The 15,710-nt window shown below is 34.9% G+C and carries 18 protein-coding genes; 10 read left to right on the forward strand and 8 right to left on the reverse strand.

All coding sequences use genetic code 11. From position 1 onward, the window contains the following. Positions 1 to 32: 32 nt before the first annotated feature. On the reverse strand, positions 33 to 944 hold the full coding sequence (locus tag ABH957_RS24290; protein WP_404446163.1) for a DMT family transporter: 912 nt from the start codon (positions 942 to 944) through the stop codon (positions 33 to 35). 205 nt (positions 945 to 1,149) lie between these two features. Here ABH957_RS24290 and ABH957_RS24295 point away from each other — a divergent pair, with 205 nt between their 5' ends. Further along, positions 1,150 to 1,644, forward strand: coding sequence for an Lrp/AsnC family transcriptional regulator (locus tag ABH957_RS24295; RefSeq protein ID WP_063219320.1), 495 nt, complete (start codon positions 1,150 to 1,152; stop codon positions 1,642 to 1,644). A 291-nt stretch (positions 1,645 to 1,935) separates the two neighbouring features. Further along, complete coding sequence (locus ABH957_RS24300; protein ID WP_404491815.1) at positions 1,936 to 2,391, forward strand: N-acetyltransferase; 456 nt, start codon at positions 1,936 to 1,938, stop codon at positions 2,389 to 2,391. A 78-nt stretch (positions 2,392 to 2,469) separates the two neighbouring features. Here ABH957_RS24300 and ABH957_RS24305 read toward each other — a convergent pair whose 3' ends face one another. After that, positions 2,470 to 3,240, reverse strand: coding sequence for an SDR family NAD(P)-dependent oxidoreductase (locus ABH957_RS24305; protein WP_404512380.1), 771 nt, complete (start codon positions 3,238 to 3,240; stop codon positions 2,470 to 2,472). Positions 3,241 to 3,380: 140 nt separating this feature from the next. On the opposite strand from ABH957_RS24305, the gene ABH957_RS24310 reads away from it, so the two are divergent. The 5 genes from ABH957_RS24310 (at position 3,381) to ABH957_RS24330 (ending at position 7,035) form a co-directional block, all read left to right on the forward strand. Next, the gene (locus ABH957_RS24310; protein ID WP_002087388.1) at positions 3,381 to 3,740 is read left to right on the forward strand and encodes a MerR family transcriptional regulator; all 360 of its coding nucleotides are present in this window, start codon (positions 3,381 to 3,383) and stop codon (positions 3,738 to 3,740) included. A gap of 491 nt (positions 3,741 to 4,231) precedes the next feature. After that, positions 4,232 to 4,588 carry a DMT family transporter gene (locus ABH957_RS24315; RefSeq protein WP_002010813.1) on the forward strand — a complete coding sequence of 119 codons (357 nt, stop codon included), beginning with the start codon at positions 4,232 to 4,234 and terminating at the stop codon, positions 4,586 to 4,588. Positions 4,589 to 4,590: 2 nt separating this feature from the next. Beyond that, the gene (locus ABH957_RS24320) at positions 4,591 to 4,905 is read left to right on the forward strand and encodes a DMT family transporter (protein ID WP_404491813.1); all 315 of its coding nucleotides are present in this window, start codon (positions 4,591 to 4,593) and stop codon (positions 4,903 to 4,905) included. Positions 4,906 to 5,043: 138 nt separating this feature from the next. Then, on the forward strand, positions 5,044 to 5,622 hold the full coding sequence (locus tag ABH957_RS24325) for a TetR/AcrR family transcriptional regulator (protein WP_404512382.1): 579 nt from the start codon (positions 5,044 to 5,046) through the stop codon (positions 5,620 to 5,622). A gap of 210 nt (positions 5,623 to 5,832) precedes the next feature. Beyond that, positions 5,833 to 7,035, forward strand: coding sequence for an MFS transporter (locus ABH957_RS24330; RefSeq protein WP_002125479.1), 1,203 nt, complete (start codon positions 5,833 to 5,835; stop codon positions 7,033 to 7,035). Positions 7,036 to 7,088: 53 nt separating this feature from the next. Here the strand turns inward: ABH957_RS24330 and ABH957_RS24335 are convergent, their stop codons facing one another. Continuing rightward, positions 7,089 to 7,427 (reverse strand): winged helix-turn-helix transcriptional regulator, encoded by a 339-nt coding sequence (locus ABH957_RS24335; protein ID WP_002188429.1) that lies wholly within the window; start codon positions 7,425 to 7,427, stop codon positions 7,089 to 7,091. Between the two features lie 169 nt (positions 7,428 to 7,596). Between ABH957_RS24335 and ABH957_RS24340 the strand changes: the two genes are divergently transcribed. Both ABH957_RS24340 and ABH957_RS24345 read left to right on the forward strand, forming a co-directional pair. Next, complete coding sequence (locus tag ABH957_RS24340) at positions 7,597 to 8,136, forward strand: ester cyclase (RefSeq protein WP_404446176.1); 540 nt, start codon at positions 7,597 to 7,599, stop codon at positions 8,134 to 8,136. A gap of 19 nt (positions 8,137 to 8,155) precedes the next feature. Beyond that, positions 8,156 to 8,704 carry an NAD(P)H-dependent oxidoreductase gene (locus tag ABH957_RS24345; RefSeq protein WP_107887887.1) on the forward strand — a complete coding sequence of 183 codons (549 nt, stop codon included), beginning with the start codon at positions 8,156 to 8,158 and terminating at the stop codon, positions 8,702 to 8,704. Positions 8,705 to 8,758: 54 nt separating this feature from the next. On the opposite strand, the gene ABH957_RS24350 is transcribed toward ABH957_RS24345, so the two are convergent. Together ABH957_RS24350 and ABH957_RS24355 are read right to left on the reverse strand one after the other, a co-directional pair. After that, entirely contained in the window at positions 8,759 to 9,277 is a 519-nt protein-coding gene (locus ABH957_RS24350; protein WP_044444655.1) for a hypothetical protein, read from the reverse strand. 30 nt (positions 9,278 to 9,307) lie between these two features. Further along, a complete protein-coding gene (locus ABH957_RS24355; protein ID WP_404512384.1) occupies positions 9,308 to 11,047 on the reverse strand; it encodes an SgrR family transcriptional regulator in 1,740 nt (579 codons plus the stop codon). Positions 11,048 to 11,296: 249 nt separating this feature from the next. Between ABH957_RS24355 and ABH957_RS24360 the strand changes: the two genes are divergently transcribed. Beyond that, positions 11,297 to 12,559, forward strand: a complete 1,263-nt coding sequence (locus ABH957_RS24360; RefSeq protein ID WP_242311146.1) for an MDR family MFS transporter — start codon at positions 11,297 to 11,299, stop codon at positions 12,557 to 12,559. 54 nt (positions 12,560 to 12,613) lie between these two features. Here ABH957_RS24360 and ABH957_RS24365 read toward each other — a convergent pair whose 3' ends face one another. The 3 genes from ABH957_RS24365 to ABH957_RS24375 form a co-directional block, all read right to left on the reverse strand. Then, positions 12,614 to 12,817, reverse strand: coding sequence for a hypothetical protein (locus tag ABH957_RS24365; protein WP_219301322.1), 204 nt, complete (start codon positions 12,815 to 12,817; stop codon positions 12,614 to 12,616). 158 nt (positions 12,818 to 12,975) lie between these two features. Next, positions 12,976 to 14,175: an ABC transporter permease gene (locus ABH957_RS24370; protein ID WP_404512386.1), complete on the reverse strand. Its 1,200-nt coding sequence runs from the start codon at positions 14,173 to 14,175 to the stop codon at positions 12,976 to 12,978. Between the two features lie 60 nt (positions 14,176 to 14,235). Next, the gene (locus ABH957_RS24375; protein WP_404455512.1) at positions 14,236 to 15,660 is read right to left on the reverse strand and encodes an amino acid permease; all 1,425 of its coding nucleotides are present in this window, start codon (positions 15,658 to 15,660) and stop codon (positions 14,236 to 14,238) included. Between the last annotated feature and the right edge of the window lie 50 nt (positions 15,661 to 15,710).

Raw genomic sequence — 15,710 nt, forward strand, 5'->3', positions numbered from 1 at the left:
AAACATCGCCACTTTGGTGGCGATGTTTTTGATTAAGAATGTTTTCGCATTAAAGCTCTAGTTGGCTGAACAGCAACGGTTTTGAAATGAGAAAATAAATAACACCCTGTCACGACGATGATTGTACCGAAAATTTGAATCCATGTTAATTCTTCTCCAAGGAAAAGGAATGCTAAAATAGCTGTGAAAATTGGATTGAAATTTAGAAAAATCCCCGATGTAGTAGCGCCTAATTTCTGTACACCAATATTCCAAAACACCATACAAAGTACTGTTGAAATGAGTCCTGTATATAAAAGTGATGTTATGAAGGAAGAATTAATATTGGAAACAGTGAAGTTGCCTATGTTAAATGGAAGCAATAAAATGACGCCGAAAATACCAGAATATAACGTCGCCATTAGCGGTGTAACTATTTTTGTCGCCCATTTACTACAAACAGAATAAATACCCCAAATACATACTGCCGCCATCATCCATAAATCTCCGCTATTAAAATGTAGTGAAAATAAAAGAGCGAAATTTCCTTTTAAAAGGACGAGCATAACCCCGAAAAATGAAAGAATCATAGAAAGAATTTGAAGTGTATTTACTTTTTCTTTTAGAAATAGCACAGAAAATAATGCAATTGAAATAGCGTTCAATGTAGAAATAAGACCTACATTCGTTGCGGATGTTTTTTCTAGTGCTAAAAATTGAAAAATGTTAAAAAGAACGACTCCTGAAATTCCCATAAGTATTAACGGAAGTATTGCAGAGCGTGGTGGAATGATTTTCTTCTCTTTAAACCATACCATTGGTAATAAACAAATGATCGCAATTAGCCATCTTAAACTTGTCAGTGTCATCGGAGATGCATGATCGACGAGTGATTTCCCAACGACGAAATTTCCTCCCCATAATAAGCTTGTTAATAATAGTAAAAAGACATAAAAATAAGGCATGCTAAAAACCCCTTTGTTGAAATAAGAATGAACTGTAAATAATTTTAGCATTTTTCTTTATTATCTAATATATTCTTTTGTATAATGGTGAAAACTCGATAAAATGTTTCGTTAGAAATCTTATTTGCAGAAAAACATTCAGTTTTATATAAGTTATGAGATGTTTCTTCGAATAATCGTCGGTAAGAAAAAAGGGGGAATTTTGATGGAGTCATCTGTTATTAAAGTGCTTGATGATTTGGATGTGAAAATTTTAGATATATTGCAGAAAGAATCACAAGTAAGTAATGCAGAGCTTGCACGCCGTGTTAATTTATCTCCAGCTGCGATGCATGCACGAATAAAAAGGTTAGATGGGGAAGGTTTTATTGATAAGCAAGTAGCAATTTTAAATCAAGAAAAGCTTGGATTTGATTTATTATGTTTCATTTTTATGAGTACGAATATTCATCAGTATGAAAAGCTGGAAGTGTTAGAACGAGAATTAGAATCTATGCCTGAAGTGTTAGAATGTCACTGTTTAACAGGAGAGTATGATTATTTATTAAAAGTTGCGAATCGTGATCGTAAAGAACTGGAGCATTTTATTAGAAAGCTGAATAAGCTTGGTATTACACGTATACAGACGAGTTTAGCACTTCGTGAAATTAAATATTCAACGGTATTACCGATACGAAATGAGGAACCGAGCATCGATTAAGTTGCTTGGTTTTTTGTTTGTGTAAAGTGAAACTTTAATCAGTGGGGGTTTTGTTCATCCACCACTGATTATTAGCCTTCACCAATCGGGCGTTTAGGGGTAGCCCGACTCCCACCTATCTTCTTTGCTTCAGCCGAATTTTGAGGTGGGAGTCTTACTGCCCGTTAATGCGGGATAAAATTCAGAAAAGTAATTGACGGAGAGAAAAGAGAGATGTATTATTATATGAAATTATGAATTAAAATTCATATAATGTTATAAATATTAACATTGGGGGCAAGGGGATATAATATGAAAATCTTTAATGCGGTTACAAGTGATGTGAAAGAAATTTATAATCTCATTGAAATGTATGCAAAAGAAGGAGTTGTTTTGCCGCGTTCTCTTTTGTCTCTCTATCAATATTTACAATGTTTATATGTTATGAAAGAAGGGGAGGAAGTCGTTGGAGTTGCTGGTTTGCATGTGTTAGGAGAGGATCTCGCAGAAGTACGATCGTTAGTAGTTTCGCATACATATGCAGGAAAAGGGATAGGGCGTAAGTTAGTGAATCATGTAATGAATGAGGCGGCGAAGATAAAAGTGAACGGGGTAATTTCTTTAACATATGAAACAGAATTTTTTCAAAAGTGCGGGTTTGATTTTATGAATAGAGAAGCATTGCCAGAAAAAGTGTGGATTGATTGTAGACATTGTCCAAAAGTTGATTATTGTGATGAGGTGGCGATGATACGGTATGTGGGGTGAAATTTTTAGAGAGAAAAAAGGCCCACTATTATTTAAGAAATAGTGGGTATCTATATTTTGATCAGAAATGAGATGTTGTTAAGAATTTGAATTCGTTTGTCTCATTGCAAAATTAAAAATGGGATTTTTAAGCTCATAGTTATAAGTAGAACCATCGACCAGCCCTACAACTTTATCGCTATCATAAAGGTCGAGCATAAATTGTGCCATTTGTTTTGCCGTGTGGAATTTCGGTACAACACCATCATATTGGAACTCATCAATATTAAATGAACGTTTCGCAAATTCTGTTTCAGTTGCACCAGGAGCTAAAACTTTTGCTTGTAATTTTGCACCTTGTTCTTTCAGTTCGTGAGATAGTCCTTCTGTAAATGCACTTACATAAAATTTCGTAGCGCAATACGTAACAGCATTGGTAACAATCGTGTATCCACCGCCTGATGAAACGTTAATAAGCTGTGTTCCTTCGGTCATTGAATAATCTCGAACGAAAAGGGAAGATAGTATTGTTAGTGCTTCTATATTTACATGCAACATCGTTTCTATCTTGTTTAAATTTTGTTCAGCAATTGAGGCGAAATTACCAAAACCTGCGTTGTTAATCCACGTTTCAATTTGAAAAGTTTGTAGGCTTTCATAAAGTTTATAAACATTTTCAGTGACGGATAAATCAGTTCTTCGAATGACAACATCCAACTCTGGATGCATTTCGTTAATTTTTAATTTTAATCCGTCTAATTCTTCTTGTCTTCGAGCTACAAGTATTAAATTTTTTCCGCGAGATGCAAAGACTAAAGCGGATTCATAGCCAATTCCTGAACTAGCACCAGTAATAACAGTATATTTCATATAAAAGCCTCCTAAATTCAAATTAATTTATCATGGTTAGATTGTATTTGTTAGAGTATACTCTAAGTCAAATGTTTTTTATAATTTGGATAAGGCAGTAAAATATATGAGAGTAAATGGCGTGCGGAGGGAGAATGGTTATGTACACAATTAGCGAGGTAGCTAAATTATTAGGAGTGAGCACACATACATTACGTTATTATGAAAAGGAGAACATATTAATTGCAAATCGCGATGCAAATGGGAATAGATTGTATGAAGAGTCACATATAAAGTGGTTGCAGTTTGTAATGAAATTAAAACAAACACAAATGCCGATAGCGAAAATAAGAGAATATGCTAGATTATATTTAGAAGGGGAGCATACAACCGAAGCTCGTTTACAACTGTTAGAAAATCATAAAAAATCTATTCGAACTCAAAGAGAAAACTTAGAAATTACAGAGAAGATGCTCGAAAATAAAATTATTGCATACAAAGACTCGTTGAAAAGTAAATAGCGTACAAAATATTTCGTTCTTTGTTGCATGTTGAAAAGGGAGTACAGGTCTTTGTTTTGGAATTTATCTATGAGTATTTTATTATAATGTACCGATAAATTAAAAAAGAGCAGTTAGCTAAAAGCAACTGCTCGATTCAAAGGGATCTCCAAGGGGGGAATGGAGAAAATATTATGTTACTACCATTATTCACAGATTATTAAGAAATATTCATGTGGATTTAAGAAATTTAAAATATTTTTGGTTAATAGAATCCGGGTGTTGACACTTTATCAATTGGTCATGTAGAATATTTATGAATGACATTCAGTCATTTCTTCTGTGGAAGGGTGTAGATAAGCAACTTTTATATGTAGTTAACTTAATAACGGAGCAAATATAAGGATAAATGAGGATGATATTGGTTTTTTAAATAGTAGTTAGAGTGAGATTATATTTTTTAAATTAAAAATGACTGACGGTCAGTCAGTGAATAATAGAAGGTGAGAGATATGAAAAATAAAGCTTGGTTATATGTCATATTAACATGTATTTTTGAAGTCTTTTGGGTGTTTGGTTTTAATACAGCTCATACTTGGTGGCATTGGGTCATTATTGTAGGAGTTATCGCTGTTGATTTTTACTTCCTATCGAAAGCGTGCGAACATCTTGCAACAGGGACTGTATATGCTGTGTTTGCCGGAGCTGGTACGGTAGGTACTTTCTTAATGGATGTATTCCTTTTCGGCGGCAGTTTCAGTGTAGGAAAACTATTCTTTATCGTGATGGTCGTAGCGGGCGTTATCGGTTTAAAATTGGCTGATAATAAAGAAGAAACCGCGGAAGAAACTATGGAAGGAGCTGCTTAAAAATGGGTTGGATTTTCGTATTTTGTGCTGCAATTAGTGAAATAGTCGGTGTGATAGGCCTTAAAATGTATAGTAAAGATAAGAAGTTAGCAAATGGAGCGATTTATATAGGTGGATTTGCAACTTCCTTCGCATTTTTATACACATCTTTCTTGTTCTTACAAGTAAGTGTGGCTTATGCGGTTTGGATTGGCATTGGAACAGCAGGCGCAGTTTTATTAAATATGTTTCTGTTTGGTGAATCGAAAAGTAAGGCACGTTTGATTAGTGTAGCTCTTATCGTATGTGGAGTTACGGGATTAAAGGCTCTTTCATAAGAAAATGATATTAAAGTTGAATCTCCTAACGATTTGTTGGGAGATTTTTATTATGAAAAGTGCACTATAATTGACAGTACAGCTAGTTATTTTATAAAATGAGTGACAGTCATTCAATACGCGTGTGAAAGGGTTTAGATGATGAATAAAAAAGAAAAAATTGTCTATGCAGCTATTGAAGTATTTCAGGAAAAGGGCGTTGAAAAAACGAAGATTTCTGATATCGTGAAATTGGCTGGCATTGCGCAAGGAACGTTCTATTTATATTTTCCTTCTAAGTTATCTGTTATGCCTGCAATAGCAGAAGTGATGGTTGAGAAGATGATACTTGCAGTGAAAGAAAAAGTACAGAACGATTCACCTTTTTCAAGTAAGGTTGAGCAAGTAATAGATGCAGTGTTTAACTTTATAGCTGAATATCGTGAAATACAAGCTTTAATGTATGCGGGTCTTGCATCTACTGAACATATAAAAGAATGGGAAGCTGTGTATGAGCCTCTTTATATATGGCTAAGTGACTTTTTAAGTGAGGCAAAAGAATCAGGTGAAATTCGTGATTCGGTTCACGCAGAGCGAACAGCGAAGTTATTTATCGCTCTTGTTGAATCAGCAGCGGAACAAGTTTATTTATATGATCATAAAGATGATGAGCAAGTCGAGCTACAAAAGGCAGAAGTACTAGATTTTTTAACACATGCACTACATATGAAGAAGTAGTAAGATGAACCTGTCTGAAAAGGTAGGTTCATTTCTGCGGGAAACTGAATGATAGTCATTCACCCTGTGTTTATGTATGTGTGGAAGGATAGAGTGAAATTCTAATGAGTGGGGACATCTTTACTCAGTATGAGCCCACAAATAGCAGGATAAAGAAAAAGCTTCTTGGGCATTATTTTTGAGAGGAACTACGGGAAGAGGTGTTAAAAATTGAAGAAACCGATAAAAGAACAAAAGATGGTATTGATCATTCTTTTGAGTAATATATTTATCGCTTTTTTAGGGATTGGATTAATCATTCCGGTTATGCCGTCCTTTATGAATGATATGAATTTAACAGGAAAGACGATGGGTTATCTCGTTGCAGTGTTTGCGATGGCGCAGCTTATTACTTCACCTATTACGGGTCGTTGGGTCGACATTTACGGTAGGAAGAAAATGATAATCATTGGATTATTTATTTTTGGTGTTTCAGAGCTTCTTTTTGGATTAGGTACAGATGTGTGGATGCTTTATGCAGCGAGGGTGTTAGGCGGAATTAGTGCTGCGTTTATTATGCCGGGTGTTACGGCATATGTTGCTGATATTACTTCTATTCAAGAACGTCCAAAGGCGATGGGCTATCTTTCAGCCGCTATTAGTACCGGATTTATTATAGGGCCTGGAATTGGCGGGTTTATTGCAGAATACGGTATACGTGTGCCGTTCTTTGTGGCAGCAGTGATTGCTTTTGTCGCATGTGTAATTTCCATCTTTATTTTGAAAGAGCCGTTAACGAAAGAAGAGCTTGCAGAGATTTCTGCTAATACGAAAGAATCAAGCTTTATCGGGGATTTAAAGAAATCATTAAATCCAATGTATGCAATCGCATTTATTATTGTATTTGTACTCGCATTCGGTTTATCAGCATATGAAACTGTTTTTAGTTTGTTTTCTGATCATAAATTTGGTTTTACACCGAAAGATATTGCTGCAATTATTACGATTAGCTCCATCTTTGGGGTAGTTGTGCAAGTATTTATGTTTGGCAAATTGGTTGACATGTTCGGTGAGAAAGTATTAATTCAAATATGTTTAATTGTAGGTGCAGTATTAGCATTCGTCTCAACTGTAGTCTTTAATTATTGGATTGTACTTCTCGTTACTTGTTTTATTTTCTTAGCATTTGATTTACTTCGTCCAGCTTTAACGACGTTTTTATCAAAAGCAGCTGGAAAAGAGCAAGGATTCGTTGCTGGTATGAACTCAACGTATACGAGTTTAGGAAATATCGCAGGACCAGCGATGGGCGGAATATTATTTGATATAAACATTAATTATCCATATGCATTTTCAGGTGTTGTTTTAATCGTTGGTCTCGGCATTACATTTATGTGGAGAGAGAAACAGCTAGCTCAAAGTTTTGCGAAGTAATGTAGTGAATAACGAAAAGCCTCTTACTATTTTTATGGTAAGGGGCTTTTCGTTTATAAACTTAATCCAAACCGCTTTAATTCAATAAATATCCCCTCTAATTGCTTTCCTTTATCCGTTAACGTGTACTCTACGCGAGGCGGAACTTCTGGGTATACTTTTCGCGTTATAATCCCTTGTGTTTCCAATTCTTTTAGGCGAAGCGATAAAGTTTTCGGACTAATCCCGTCCATTGATTTTTGTAAATCACTAAATCGTAAAGTTCCTTCGATAAGAAGGTCACGAATGATTAAAAACGTCCATTTTGTACTAATTACGTCAAGCGTTTTAGCGATAGGACAAGGTATACCAGGTAAACCTTTCGTTAATACAACTGGATCTATATTGCTCATGGAAATAGCCTCCATAAAATTTTTTTGAATGAATTTGCCTTATCGTATCACAAAACTATCTTTTTAGTAACTATATGAAAAAAATATCACTACTTCCATAAAGGAAGTTAGTGCATATACAATAGCAATACGAAATACAAAGGGTTTGTATGAGGAGGAGGTGATTTCCATGGGTATGAAAAAGTTGTTTATGTTTCTTAGTTTTTTTGTCATTTGTATTGTGCTTGTAGCATGTAGTGGTGAGCAAAAAACTGAAATTCAGTTATTAAAGGAAATGCCGAAGCCAAAAGCAATGACAATTGATTCTTCATTAAGTAAAAAGGAAGCGACAGAAATCGTGCATGCAGCTCAGCGTTTTTATGCATTTTGGGATACAGGTAAAGAGGAGCTTATTCCGCAGACGGTTACTGAAAATTTTTTCGATAACACACTGCCGAAAGGTCGACCACAAGGCACTGAAGGATTAAAGCTCGCGGCGCAAAACTTTCGTAAAGTAGTTCCAGATATACATTGCGAGATTGAAGATTTATTAGTGGTTGGTGATAAAGTAACAGCTCGTCTTTCTTTTACAGGAACTCATAATGATAAGAAAATCAATTTTTTTGCAATTGATATTTTGCATGTGAAAGACGGAAAGGTAACGGAAGATTGGCATTTAGAAGATAATCTTACGCTGAAACAACAACTTGGGTTAATAGCTGAAGAGTAAAATAAGGGAGAGAAAAGTTATGAAAAATATATTCATTATAAATGGGCATGAAAAATACGGTTCAAAGGAAGGTCGATTAAATAAAACGCTAGCTGATTGCATGATAAGTTTACTAAGTGAAAATCATCATGTGAAAACAACAACGATTCAAGATGGATACAGTATTAAGGAAGAGCAAGAAAAGTTTTTATGGGCTGATGTTGTAATTTATCAAACACCTATTTACTGGTTTAGTGTACCGGGATTATTTAAAACATATATGGATGAAGTGTATGAATACGGTTTGTTCTTTAAAGGTGCAGATGAATACGGAACAGGTGGTTTATTAAAAGAGAAGCAGTATATGTTTTCTACAACTTGGAACGCACCTGAAAAAGCATTCGGAGATAAGACGAAGTTCTTTGAAGGAGAAAGTTTAGAATCAGCACTTAGTCATTTACATCGTGTGCAGAAGTTTCTTGGCATGAGTCCGTTAAAGAGTTTTGCTTGTTATGATGTGGTGAAAAATCCGGATATTGAGCAATATTTATTGAACTTGAGAGATCACTTAGATAGAGTAATTAAATAATAGTTTGTATCTGTATGTGAAGAAGGTACTACTAAGGATGTAGTACCTTCTCTTTCATGAAATACGTTGAAAATCTTTACTCATACAGGACGGTTTTAGTTTTTTTGATTTGATTAAATGTTTAATATCAGAGATGTTATCGTATGAAAGTTGAGTATGATAATAGTTAATGTACTCAAGTAATGCAAAAATATAAATAAATAGAGTGAATGATACCCCGCCTAAAGGTAAGTGGGGATACCAAATTACAAAATCAATAGTAAACGTAATAAATCCCGTGACAATCAATGCTATATTTATCTTTTTAAGTACTTTTAAATATTGAATCATCCTAATAGGTGTAATAGATGTTTTCTCTTTTTTTAGTCGTTTCCGCTTTACGTACCAGTAAATTGCTCCTTGTAATAAGATAAACTCTAAAAGAAGAAATGAGATCCAAAAAGAAAATAGGGAATATAAATGTAACGTAGGATAAGCATAATTAAGTAAGTAACTTGTGAAAATAAAAGTAATGACTGAAAATAACTCACCTGTGTATAGATAGGAAAGTCTTTTTTCTAGGTTGCGTTTCATGGTTCTTCTCCTTTTATAAAAACTCATATTTTAATACGTGGATGGCTGTATCCATAACTTCGCAAAATTCGCCCAACCGAATGAATCAATTGTTACGTTTTTTAAAGAAGAAGGGTATGTTTTTCTTTTTAAAACGTGATAGTTAAATAAAATGATGTGTTCTGTTTGTAAAAACTCTTCGATCTCATACATGAGCTTATACCGTTTTTCTTTATTGTCTTCTAATAAAAAGGTATCAAGTAAACAATTAATTTGTTTTGCATAGTGTGGGTCCATGAATCGATTTACGAAGCAACTTTTATTTTTAAATACATTTAAAAATGCAATTTCATGATCGGTAGCAAATACTTCCCCCATGAAAATAATATCCGCATGTTTATCAATAGAACGATCCATATAATCTGAAACGAGAAATGGGTGAAGTTCTACGTGTACTCCTAATTGTTCGCAGCGTTCTTTTAGGAAATGTGCATCATTTGCACTATCTTTAAATGCGAAGAAGTAAATATGAATCGTCTCTCCATTATAGGTGCTCTTTTTTAAATACTCTTTCGCTTTTTCAAGAGAGTAGGACCTTTTAGGAACTTGGCGGCTTCTTTCAGGGAAAAAGCTTGAAGCAGCAATTGTTCGTCTGCCTTCTATGCTATGAAGTATCGTTTCAACGTCATATAGTTCTCTCCAAGCTTTTCGAAAGTGAATGTCGTGATGAGGACCAGGTTTTGTAAAGTTGAAGCTAGCATAAATACAACCTATTTCTTCTATTTGTATATCATGCCTTTCATTTTCCTCTTCATTTGGTAGTTCATAATCAGCATTTATTTGCAAATGATCAGGAATCCCCCAAAATTCAATACGGTCTAATAACGCACGCTCTTTAAAATAATGGGTGAACGCTTCGAGTACGATATTGTCTTCAGAGTAATGAGTAAGTTTAAAAGGTCCAGTACCTATGTAGTGATGATTTTGAATAACTGCATCATGCGGTAAAATTGCGAGTTGCATGGAACTCACATAACGTAAGAAAAATAAATTTGGTTTTGCTAAATGGAATCGAATTTGCAGTGGTGATGGTGTTTCAATTTGGACAATTTCCTGTGTTAACCATGCGTAAGGAGATTGAGCTTGCTGCAATCTTTCAAATGAAAATTGAACATCTTTAGAAGTTAAAAGAGTTTCATTATGAAAATGTATATCTTTTCGTAAATAAAACGTCCACGTAAGTTGATCCTGACTTAATTCCCACGTATGAGCAATGTGCGGTTCCATTTGTTCTGTCACATCGTTATAAAAGACTAATGTATCAAAAATTTGACTAGTAAGATGGCTCTCCGTAGTTACAGCCACAAAAGCCGGATCTAATGGGAATATCTTTCTTGATATAGGAATCTTTAATATGTCGTACATATCATTTGAAGGTTCGTATCCAAAATGATGGTGTAGTTTATTTTCTATTTTTTTTTGAAGTGCAAGAGGAAGGGGCTCTTTTAAAAGAAGAAAGACATCTTTTAATTTTTCTTGGGCTAACAGTTCATCTGTATAGGATTCAATTGCTTCTACGAAACTATGTACAAATATAATTTCTGTTTTATTTCCGCGACCACGCCCTGGTGTCCACTTAATGAATTGTTCCTCGCTCATTTTCTTTAATAAAATCTTCACGTTTTTCGTACTGCAATATAAAAGATCCGCTAATTCTTGTAAGCTATTTCGTATATGTTGTTGATCTTGTGCATGTAGCCTTAGTCTAATGTAATAGTCCATAATTTTCATATGTACACTTCCTTCTATAATAAAGTGAAACTTTAATCAGTGGGGCATCCCCCACTGATTATTAGCCTTCACCAATCGGGCTTTTACGGGCAGTTGATCCCCGCCTAACTTCTTTGCTTTCGCTGAATTTTGAGGTGGGGGTCTTACTGCCCGTTAATGTTTGATAAAAGGGGAAACTCTTTAGAATATTCTAACCTTTTTCTTCCTCTTTTTCAAAGTAAAATGAATAAGCATAAGGAGGGGGAAACAATGGGATTTTGGAGTATGCACCGAAATATAAAAATTAGAATTATAACTTCGTTTTTAACACGCACTGTATCCACAATGATTTTTCCATTTATGGCAATTTACTTTTCAATAAAATTAGGTAGTGCGATTGCTGGTGCTTTATTACTGATCAATGTGCTAGCAGCATTAATTATCGGTTTATATGGTGGGTATGTTGGAGATCGGCTCGGTCGTAAAAAAGTAATGATTATCGGCCAAAGTATACAAGTCGTTTCCATTGCTTGTATGGGAATTGCAAACTCAGATTATGTAGATTCACCGTGGCTAACATTTGTGTTTATGTTAGTGAATAGTTTAGGATCTGGACTTATGAATCCAGCGACGGAAGCGATGTTGATAGATGTGAGTACACCAGAAAATCGAAAAGTGATGTACAGTATTAACTACTGGGCTATTAACTTATCAATTGCGATTGGAGCAATATTTGGCGGATTACTATTTGAGAACTATAGATTGCAATTGTTTATAGGATTAACAGTTATTGCAGTTATTACTTTATATGTGATGGCTGTATATATGGAAGAAGTGTATGTGGCACGAAAAACGGTGGAGAAGAAAAATGTATTAAAAGATATGGCAGATAGTTATAAAGTCGTGATGAAAGATAGAGCGTTTTTAATTTTTTGTGCAGCAAGTATATGTACACTATCGTTAGAGTTTCAAATTAATAATTATTTAGGGATACGTTTACAGAAGGAATTTGAAACGGTGCACTTTTTCTTTGGGAATGGTTTTACATTCGATTTAACAGGTATTCGAATGCTCAGCTGGATTTCAGCAGAGAATACAATTTTAGTTGTGTTATGTTCGGCGCTTCTTATTAAAATGCTGAAAAGCTTTAACGATTTAAAAATTTTATATGTAGGCTTATTCATTTATACAATTGGATTTACAATACTCGGAACGAGCAATAGTTTATGGATCTTATTAATCGCAGGGCTTTTCCAAACTGTAGGAGAGATGATGTATGTGCCAGTTCGTCAATCTATTATGGCAGATATGGTGCCGAATGAGGCAAGAGGTTCATATATGGCGATTAACGGAATGGTCTTTCAAGTTGCGAAAATGAATGGTGCATTAGGTGTTATGCTAGGTTCATTTATTGCATCTTGGGGCATGAGCGCTCTATATTTCATCGTTGGTATGAGCAGTATTTTATTATTTATGAAGGCGATAGGGAAAGAAAAGTATGAGGATGAAAGGGAGGTTTCTCAGATTGGATAAAACTATATAAAAAGCGAGCCAGTTATATACTGGGACTCGCTTTTTATATAATTTTTAAAACGGATCAACTTCAGCTAAGTCAGGATTGGTATTCGGGCTTGTTAAAAGATTCTTCAGTTCACCCACTTCTGAGAGAGCGACGAGAATATAACCACTAATGAGGACGATGAGTCCGATGACTCGTAATGTTTGCAATTTAATGTCACGGCTATTTTTTTCTGAGTTGTTTTGGGGCGTTGCAGGCGGATTGTTGTTCATAATAGGTCTCCTATCTTTTTTATTTATATGTGTAAAATCATTATTTAACTTATGGATAGGAATTGTATAGTCATTTTCACTATATGAGAACTGCCTATGAAAAGTGATTAGAAATTTTGGGACGAGAAAAGAGGCTGTGATGTGCAGCCTCTTTTTCGTTAAAATGCGGAAATTCGTTTCTTCGTTTTTGGTACAATAATAAATTTGATCCAGAGTAACCCGATAACCATAATGATAAGGCTATGTAAAAATTGTACTGTAGCAATGAGTATAACACTTGAAAATACAATGAGTTGAATGCTTAGCAATATAAAGATTAAGCTAAGAAATTGACTCATTCGTTCTTCAGTATCAATTGGATATAATGCTACGATAATATTTCCCGAAAAATATTTCCACAGAGAACGAAGCTGCATAGAAATCATATATAGGATGATATAAACGATAGCAGCTTTTACGTATATATTCGGAACAAAATATAGGATGAAAGCACCGATTACCCCCAAGCGAATATATATACCGAAATAATCATTACCACGTAAAAATGCAAGTGTATGTAAATAGAAGAAAGTAGCTTGTTTTTTATGTAGTAAAGGTTCGATCCAATTCGTAAGCCATTTTCTGCCGTTTACTTGTTTTTTTAGCTGCGGAACATCGGTAAAGATGCTAGCGAATTGATAAAATCGTATGTCCATTTTTTCTTCTTGCTCGATTATGTATTCCCACGGTATTCGCTTTGTGGGCTGTTTTTTTGTATATAGGAGTAGAAAGGCAAGAAGTAATAGTAAGCCGCCTAGCACAATGATATTTGCAACATAAAACAGCATGTAAATGATTAGGGCGTTACAAGCAATACGAATGATAAACCATATGTTTTTTTCATAACTATCACGCCACATCCAATGTATGTATATGTTCCAGCCTTTTAAAATCATTAAAACGATAAAGATTGTACATAAAAAAGGTACGGTTAATTGTAATGATTGCAGTGCAAGTGGTACGAGAATAAGGAACGTAAATAATAATGGGAAGAGCTGAATGATGTAATTATATAGAAGAGATTTTTTAAAATAAGAAGTTAATTTCTCTTCTAGTGCTAGTAAATAGACAGCATCGGGCTTTTGAATAAATGTACGTATTGGGCATCTCGTTATAATCGCTGTTAAGACGATTGTAATAAGCAATAGAGATATTCCTTTAGAAGGATCCGTTTTAAGAAACTTAGCGTAATAATATGCACCTACACATGAGACGAAGATGAAGCTATATAGTAAACCGTTAATCATACGTGCAAAGTATGTGATGGCATTTTGAATATGTTGTTGAAAGCGAGAGCTCCATAGTGATTCGATTGACATGTTTTTCACCTCTTTTTTCTATTATATATGTTTTATAAAGTAAAAAACGAGCAAATTGCGTTACGCAACTTGCTCGTTTTTCTTTTCTTTATTTTTTTTCTGATCACGATTCATTAATGGATAGAAGGCAAAGCCAATCCCGAATAAACCAATTCCGAGAAGGAATGTTTTTATATCGGACGCGCCTGTTTTAATAACCCATAACGCATAGCAAATTGCAATAACTGCGACCACACCATCTATAATTCTTGCCCGTAACTCATTTTTATAAGTTTCACCAGTTGCGACCAGTTTTAACTGGAATATTGGTGAAACGAGATATGGAATGAGGTAGGCTAAAGTTGATACTGTAATAACGAATGTATAAGCTTCCGCAATGGTTCCAGATAGTGTTGAGAATAAGAACACTTGTGACATAATGTTTGTTAATCGTAATGAGTAAATTGGACTTCCTTTTTTATTTGTTTTTGTAAAGAAGGAAGGGAAGAAACCTTCTTTTGCAGCTTGATAAGGTACTTCTGAGCTTAATAAAATCCAGCCTAATATTGAACCGAATAGGGAAGTAAGAGCAAGTAATGCCATAAGTTTCCCGCCACCATGACCCATTGCAGCGTTTAATGCATCTGCTAATGGACGTTCAGAAGCTTGTAATTTATCAACGTGAAGCACACCCATTGTTAAAATTGTAATTCCTAAATAAATTGCAACCGTTATTAATAAACCGGCAACAGTCGCACGTTTTACCGTTTTTGGAGAGGTAGCTCGGTTTGATAAAAGAACGGCTGATTCAATCCCGATAAATGCCCAAAGCGTTGTAAGAGCCGCTAAATTTACTTGTGAAAGGAGGCCATGTGATACGCCTTCTTTATCGATCATTGGTGTGTACCATTGTCCAAATTTTGAAGCTTCGAACGCAAATAACGTAACGACGATGAATAGAAGGAATCCAGTTACTTTCGTTGTTGTTGCTAAGAAGTTTAGCTTCCCAGCTCCGCTTACACCGTTTGTTAAAATTAAATGTGTTCCCCAAAGTAAGATGGAACAAATAGTAAATGTAATTAGTTTTCCAACTTCTATATTGAAAGAGCCGATTGAAAACAATAGTCGTGTATCTTTCATAATCGGGAAGAAGAGCGATAAATATCCCGCGAAAGATGTAATGATGGCAACGTTACTTGCCCAGTTTGCAACCCAATATCCCCATACCATACTGAAACCAGCCATTTTCTTTCTTTTTGGTGTTGAGAATAAAGCATATGCATGACTTTGTGGTCCTGTTGTTAAATCAGGACGACGAATTGCTAAATTACCGAAAACAAGAGCTAGCATTAAAACACCAAACCCTGTTGTTAACCAAGCTAAAGTGACACCGAGTGGGCTTGCTGTTTGTGCCAACGTACTGGGCACCATGAAAATACCAGCGCCAACCATGTTACCGACAACGAAAGCTGTTAGTACCCAAAAGCCCCATTTTTTTTGTTGCATAGAAAATACCTCCAAAGTTAGTATAACCAAGTCAAGCGAGGAGATATGTA

The sequence above is a fragment of the Bacillus sp. RC242 genome (genome assembly GCF_044908245.1).
GTDB lineage: Bacteria > Bacillota > Bacilli > Bacillales > Bacillaceae_G > Bacillus_A > Bacillus_A mycoides.

Bases quoted from the DNA above. Each gene is read 5' to 3' on its own strand.
- ABH957_RS24350 (WP_044444655.1), bottom strand. From the start codon at position 9,277: ATGAAACGCAACCTAGAAAAAAGACTTTCCTATCTATACACAGGTGAG.
- ABH957_RS24300 (WP_404491815.1), top strand. From the start codon at position 1,936: ATGAAAATCTTTAATGCGGTTACAAGTGATGTGAAAGAAATTTATAAT.
- ABH957_RS24360 (WP_242311146.1), top strand. From the start codon at position 11,297: ATGGGATTTTGGAGTATGCACCGAAATATAAAAATTAGAATTATAACT.
- ABH957_RS24335 (WP_002188429.1), bottom strand. From the start codon at position 7,427: ATGAGCAATATAGATCCAGTTGTATTAACGAAAGGTTTACCTGGTATA.
- ABH957_RS24340 (WP_404446176.1), top strand. From the start codon at position 7,597: ATGGGTATGAAAAAGTTGTTTATGTTTCTTAGTTTTTTTGTCATTTGT.
- ABH957_RS24320 (WP_404491813.1), top strand. From the start codon at position 4,591: ATGGGTTGGATTTTCGTATTTTGTGCTGCAATTAGTGAAATAGTCGGT.
- ABH957_RS24325 (WP_404512382.1), top strand. From the start codon at position 5,044: ATGATGAATAAAAAAGAAAAAATTGTCTATGCAGCTATTGAAGTATTT.
- ABH957_RS24355 (WP_404512384.1), bottom strand. From the start codon at position 11,047: ATGAAAATTATGGACTATTACATTAGACTAAGGCTACATGCACAAGAT.
- ABH957_RS24365 (WP_219301322.1), bottom strand. From the start codon at position 12,817: ATGAACAACAATCCGCCTGCAACGCCCCAAAACAACTCAGAAAAAAAT.
- ABH957_RS24305 (WP_404512380.1), bottom strand. From the start codon at position 3,240: ATGAAATATACTGTTATTACTGGTGCTAGTTCAGGAATTGGCTATGAA.
- ABH957_RS24295 (WP_063219320.1), top strand. From the start codon at position 1,150: ATGGAGTCATCTGTTATTAAAGTGCTTGATGATTTGGATGTGAAAATT.
- ABH957_RS24375 (WP_404455512.1), bottom strand. From the start codon at position 15,660: ATGCAACAAAAAAAATGGGGCTTTTGGGTACTAACAGCTTTCGTTGTC.
- ABH957_RS24370 (WP_404512386.1), bottom strand. From the start codon at position 14,175: ATGTCAATCGAATCACTATGGAGCTCTCGCTTTCAACAACATATTCAA.
- ABH957_RS24315 (WP_002010813.1), top strand. From the start codon at position 4,232: ATGAAAAATAAAGCTTGGTTATATGTCATATTAACATGTATTTTTGAA.
- ABH957_RS24345 (WP_107887887.1), top strand. From the start codon at position 8,156: ATGAAAAATATATTCATTATAAATGGGCATGAAAAATACGGTTCAAAG.
- ABH957_RS24310 (WP_002087388.1), top strand. From the start codon at position 3,381: ATGTACACAATTAGCGAGGTAGCTAAATTATTAGGAGTGAGCACACAT.
- ABH957_RS24290 (WP_404446163.1), bottom strand. From the start codon at position 944: ATGCCTTATTTTTATGTCTTTTTACTATTATTAACAAGCTTATTATGG.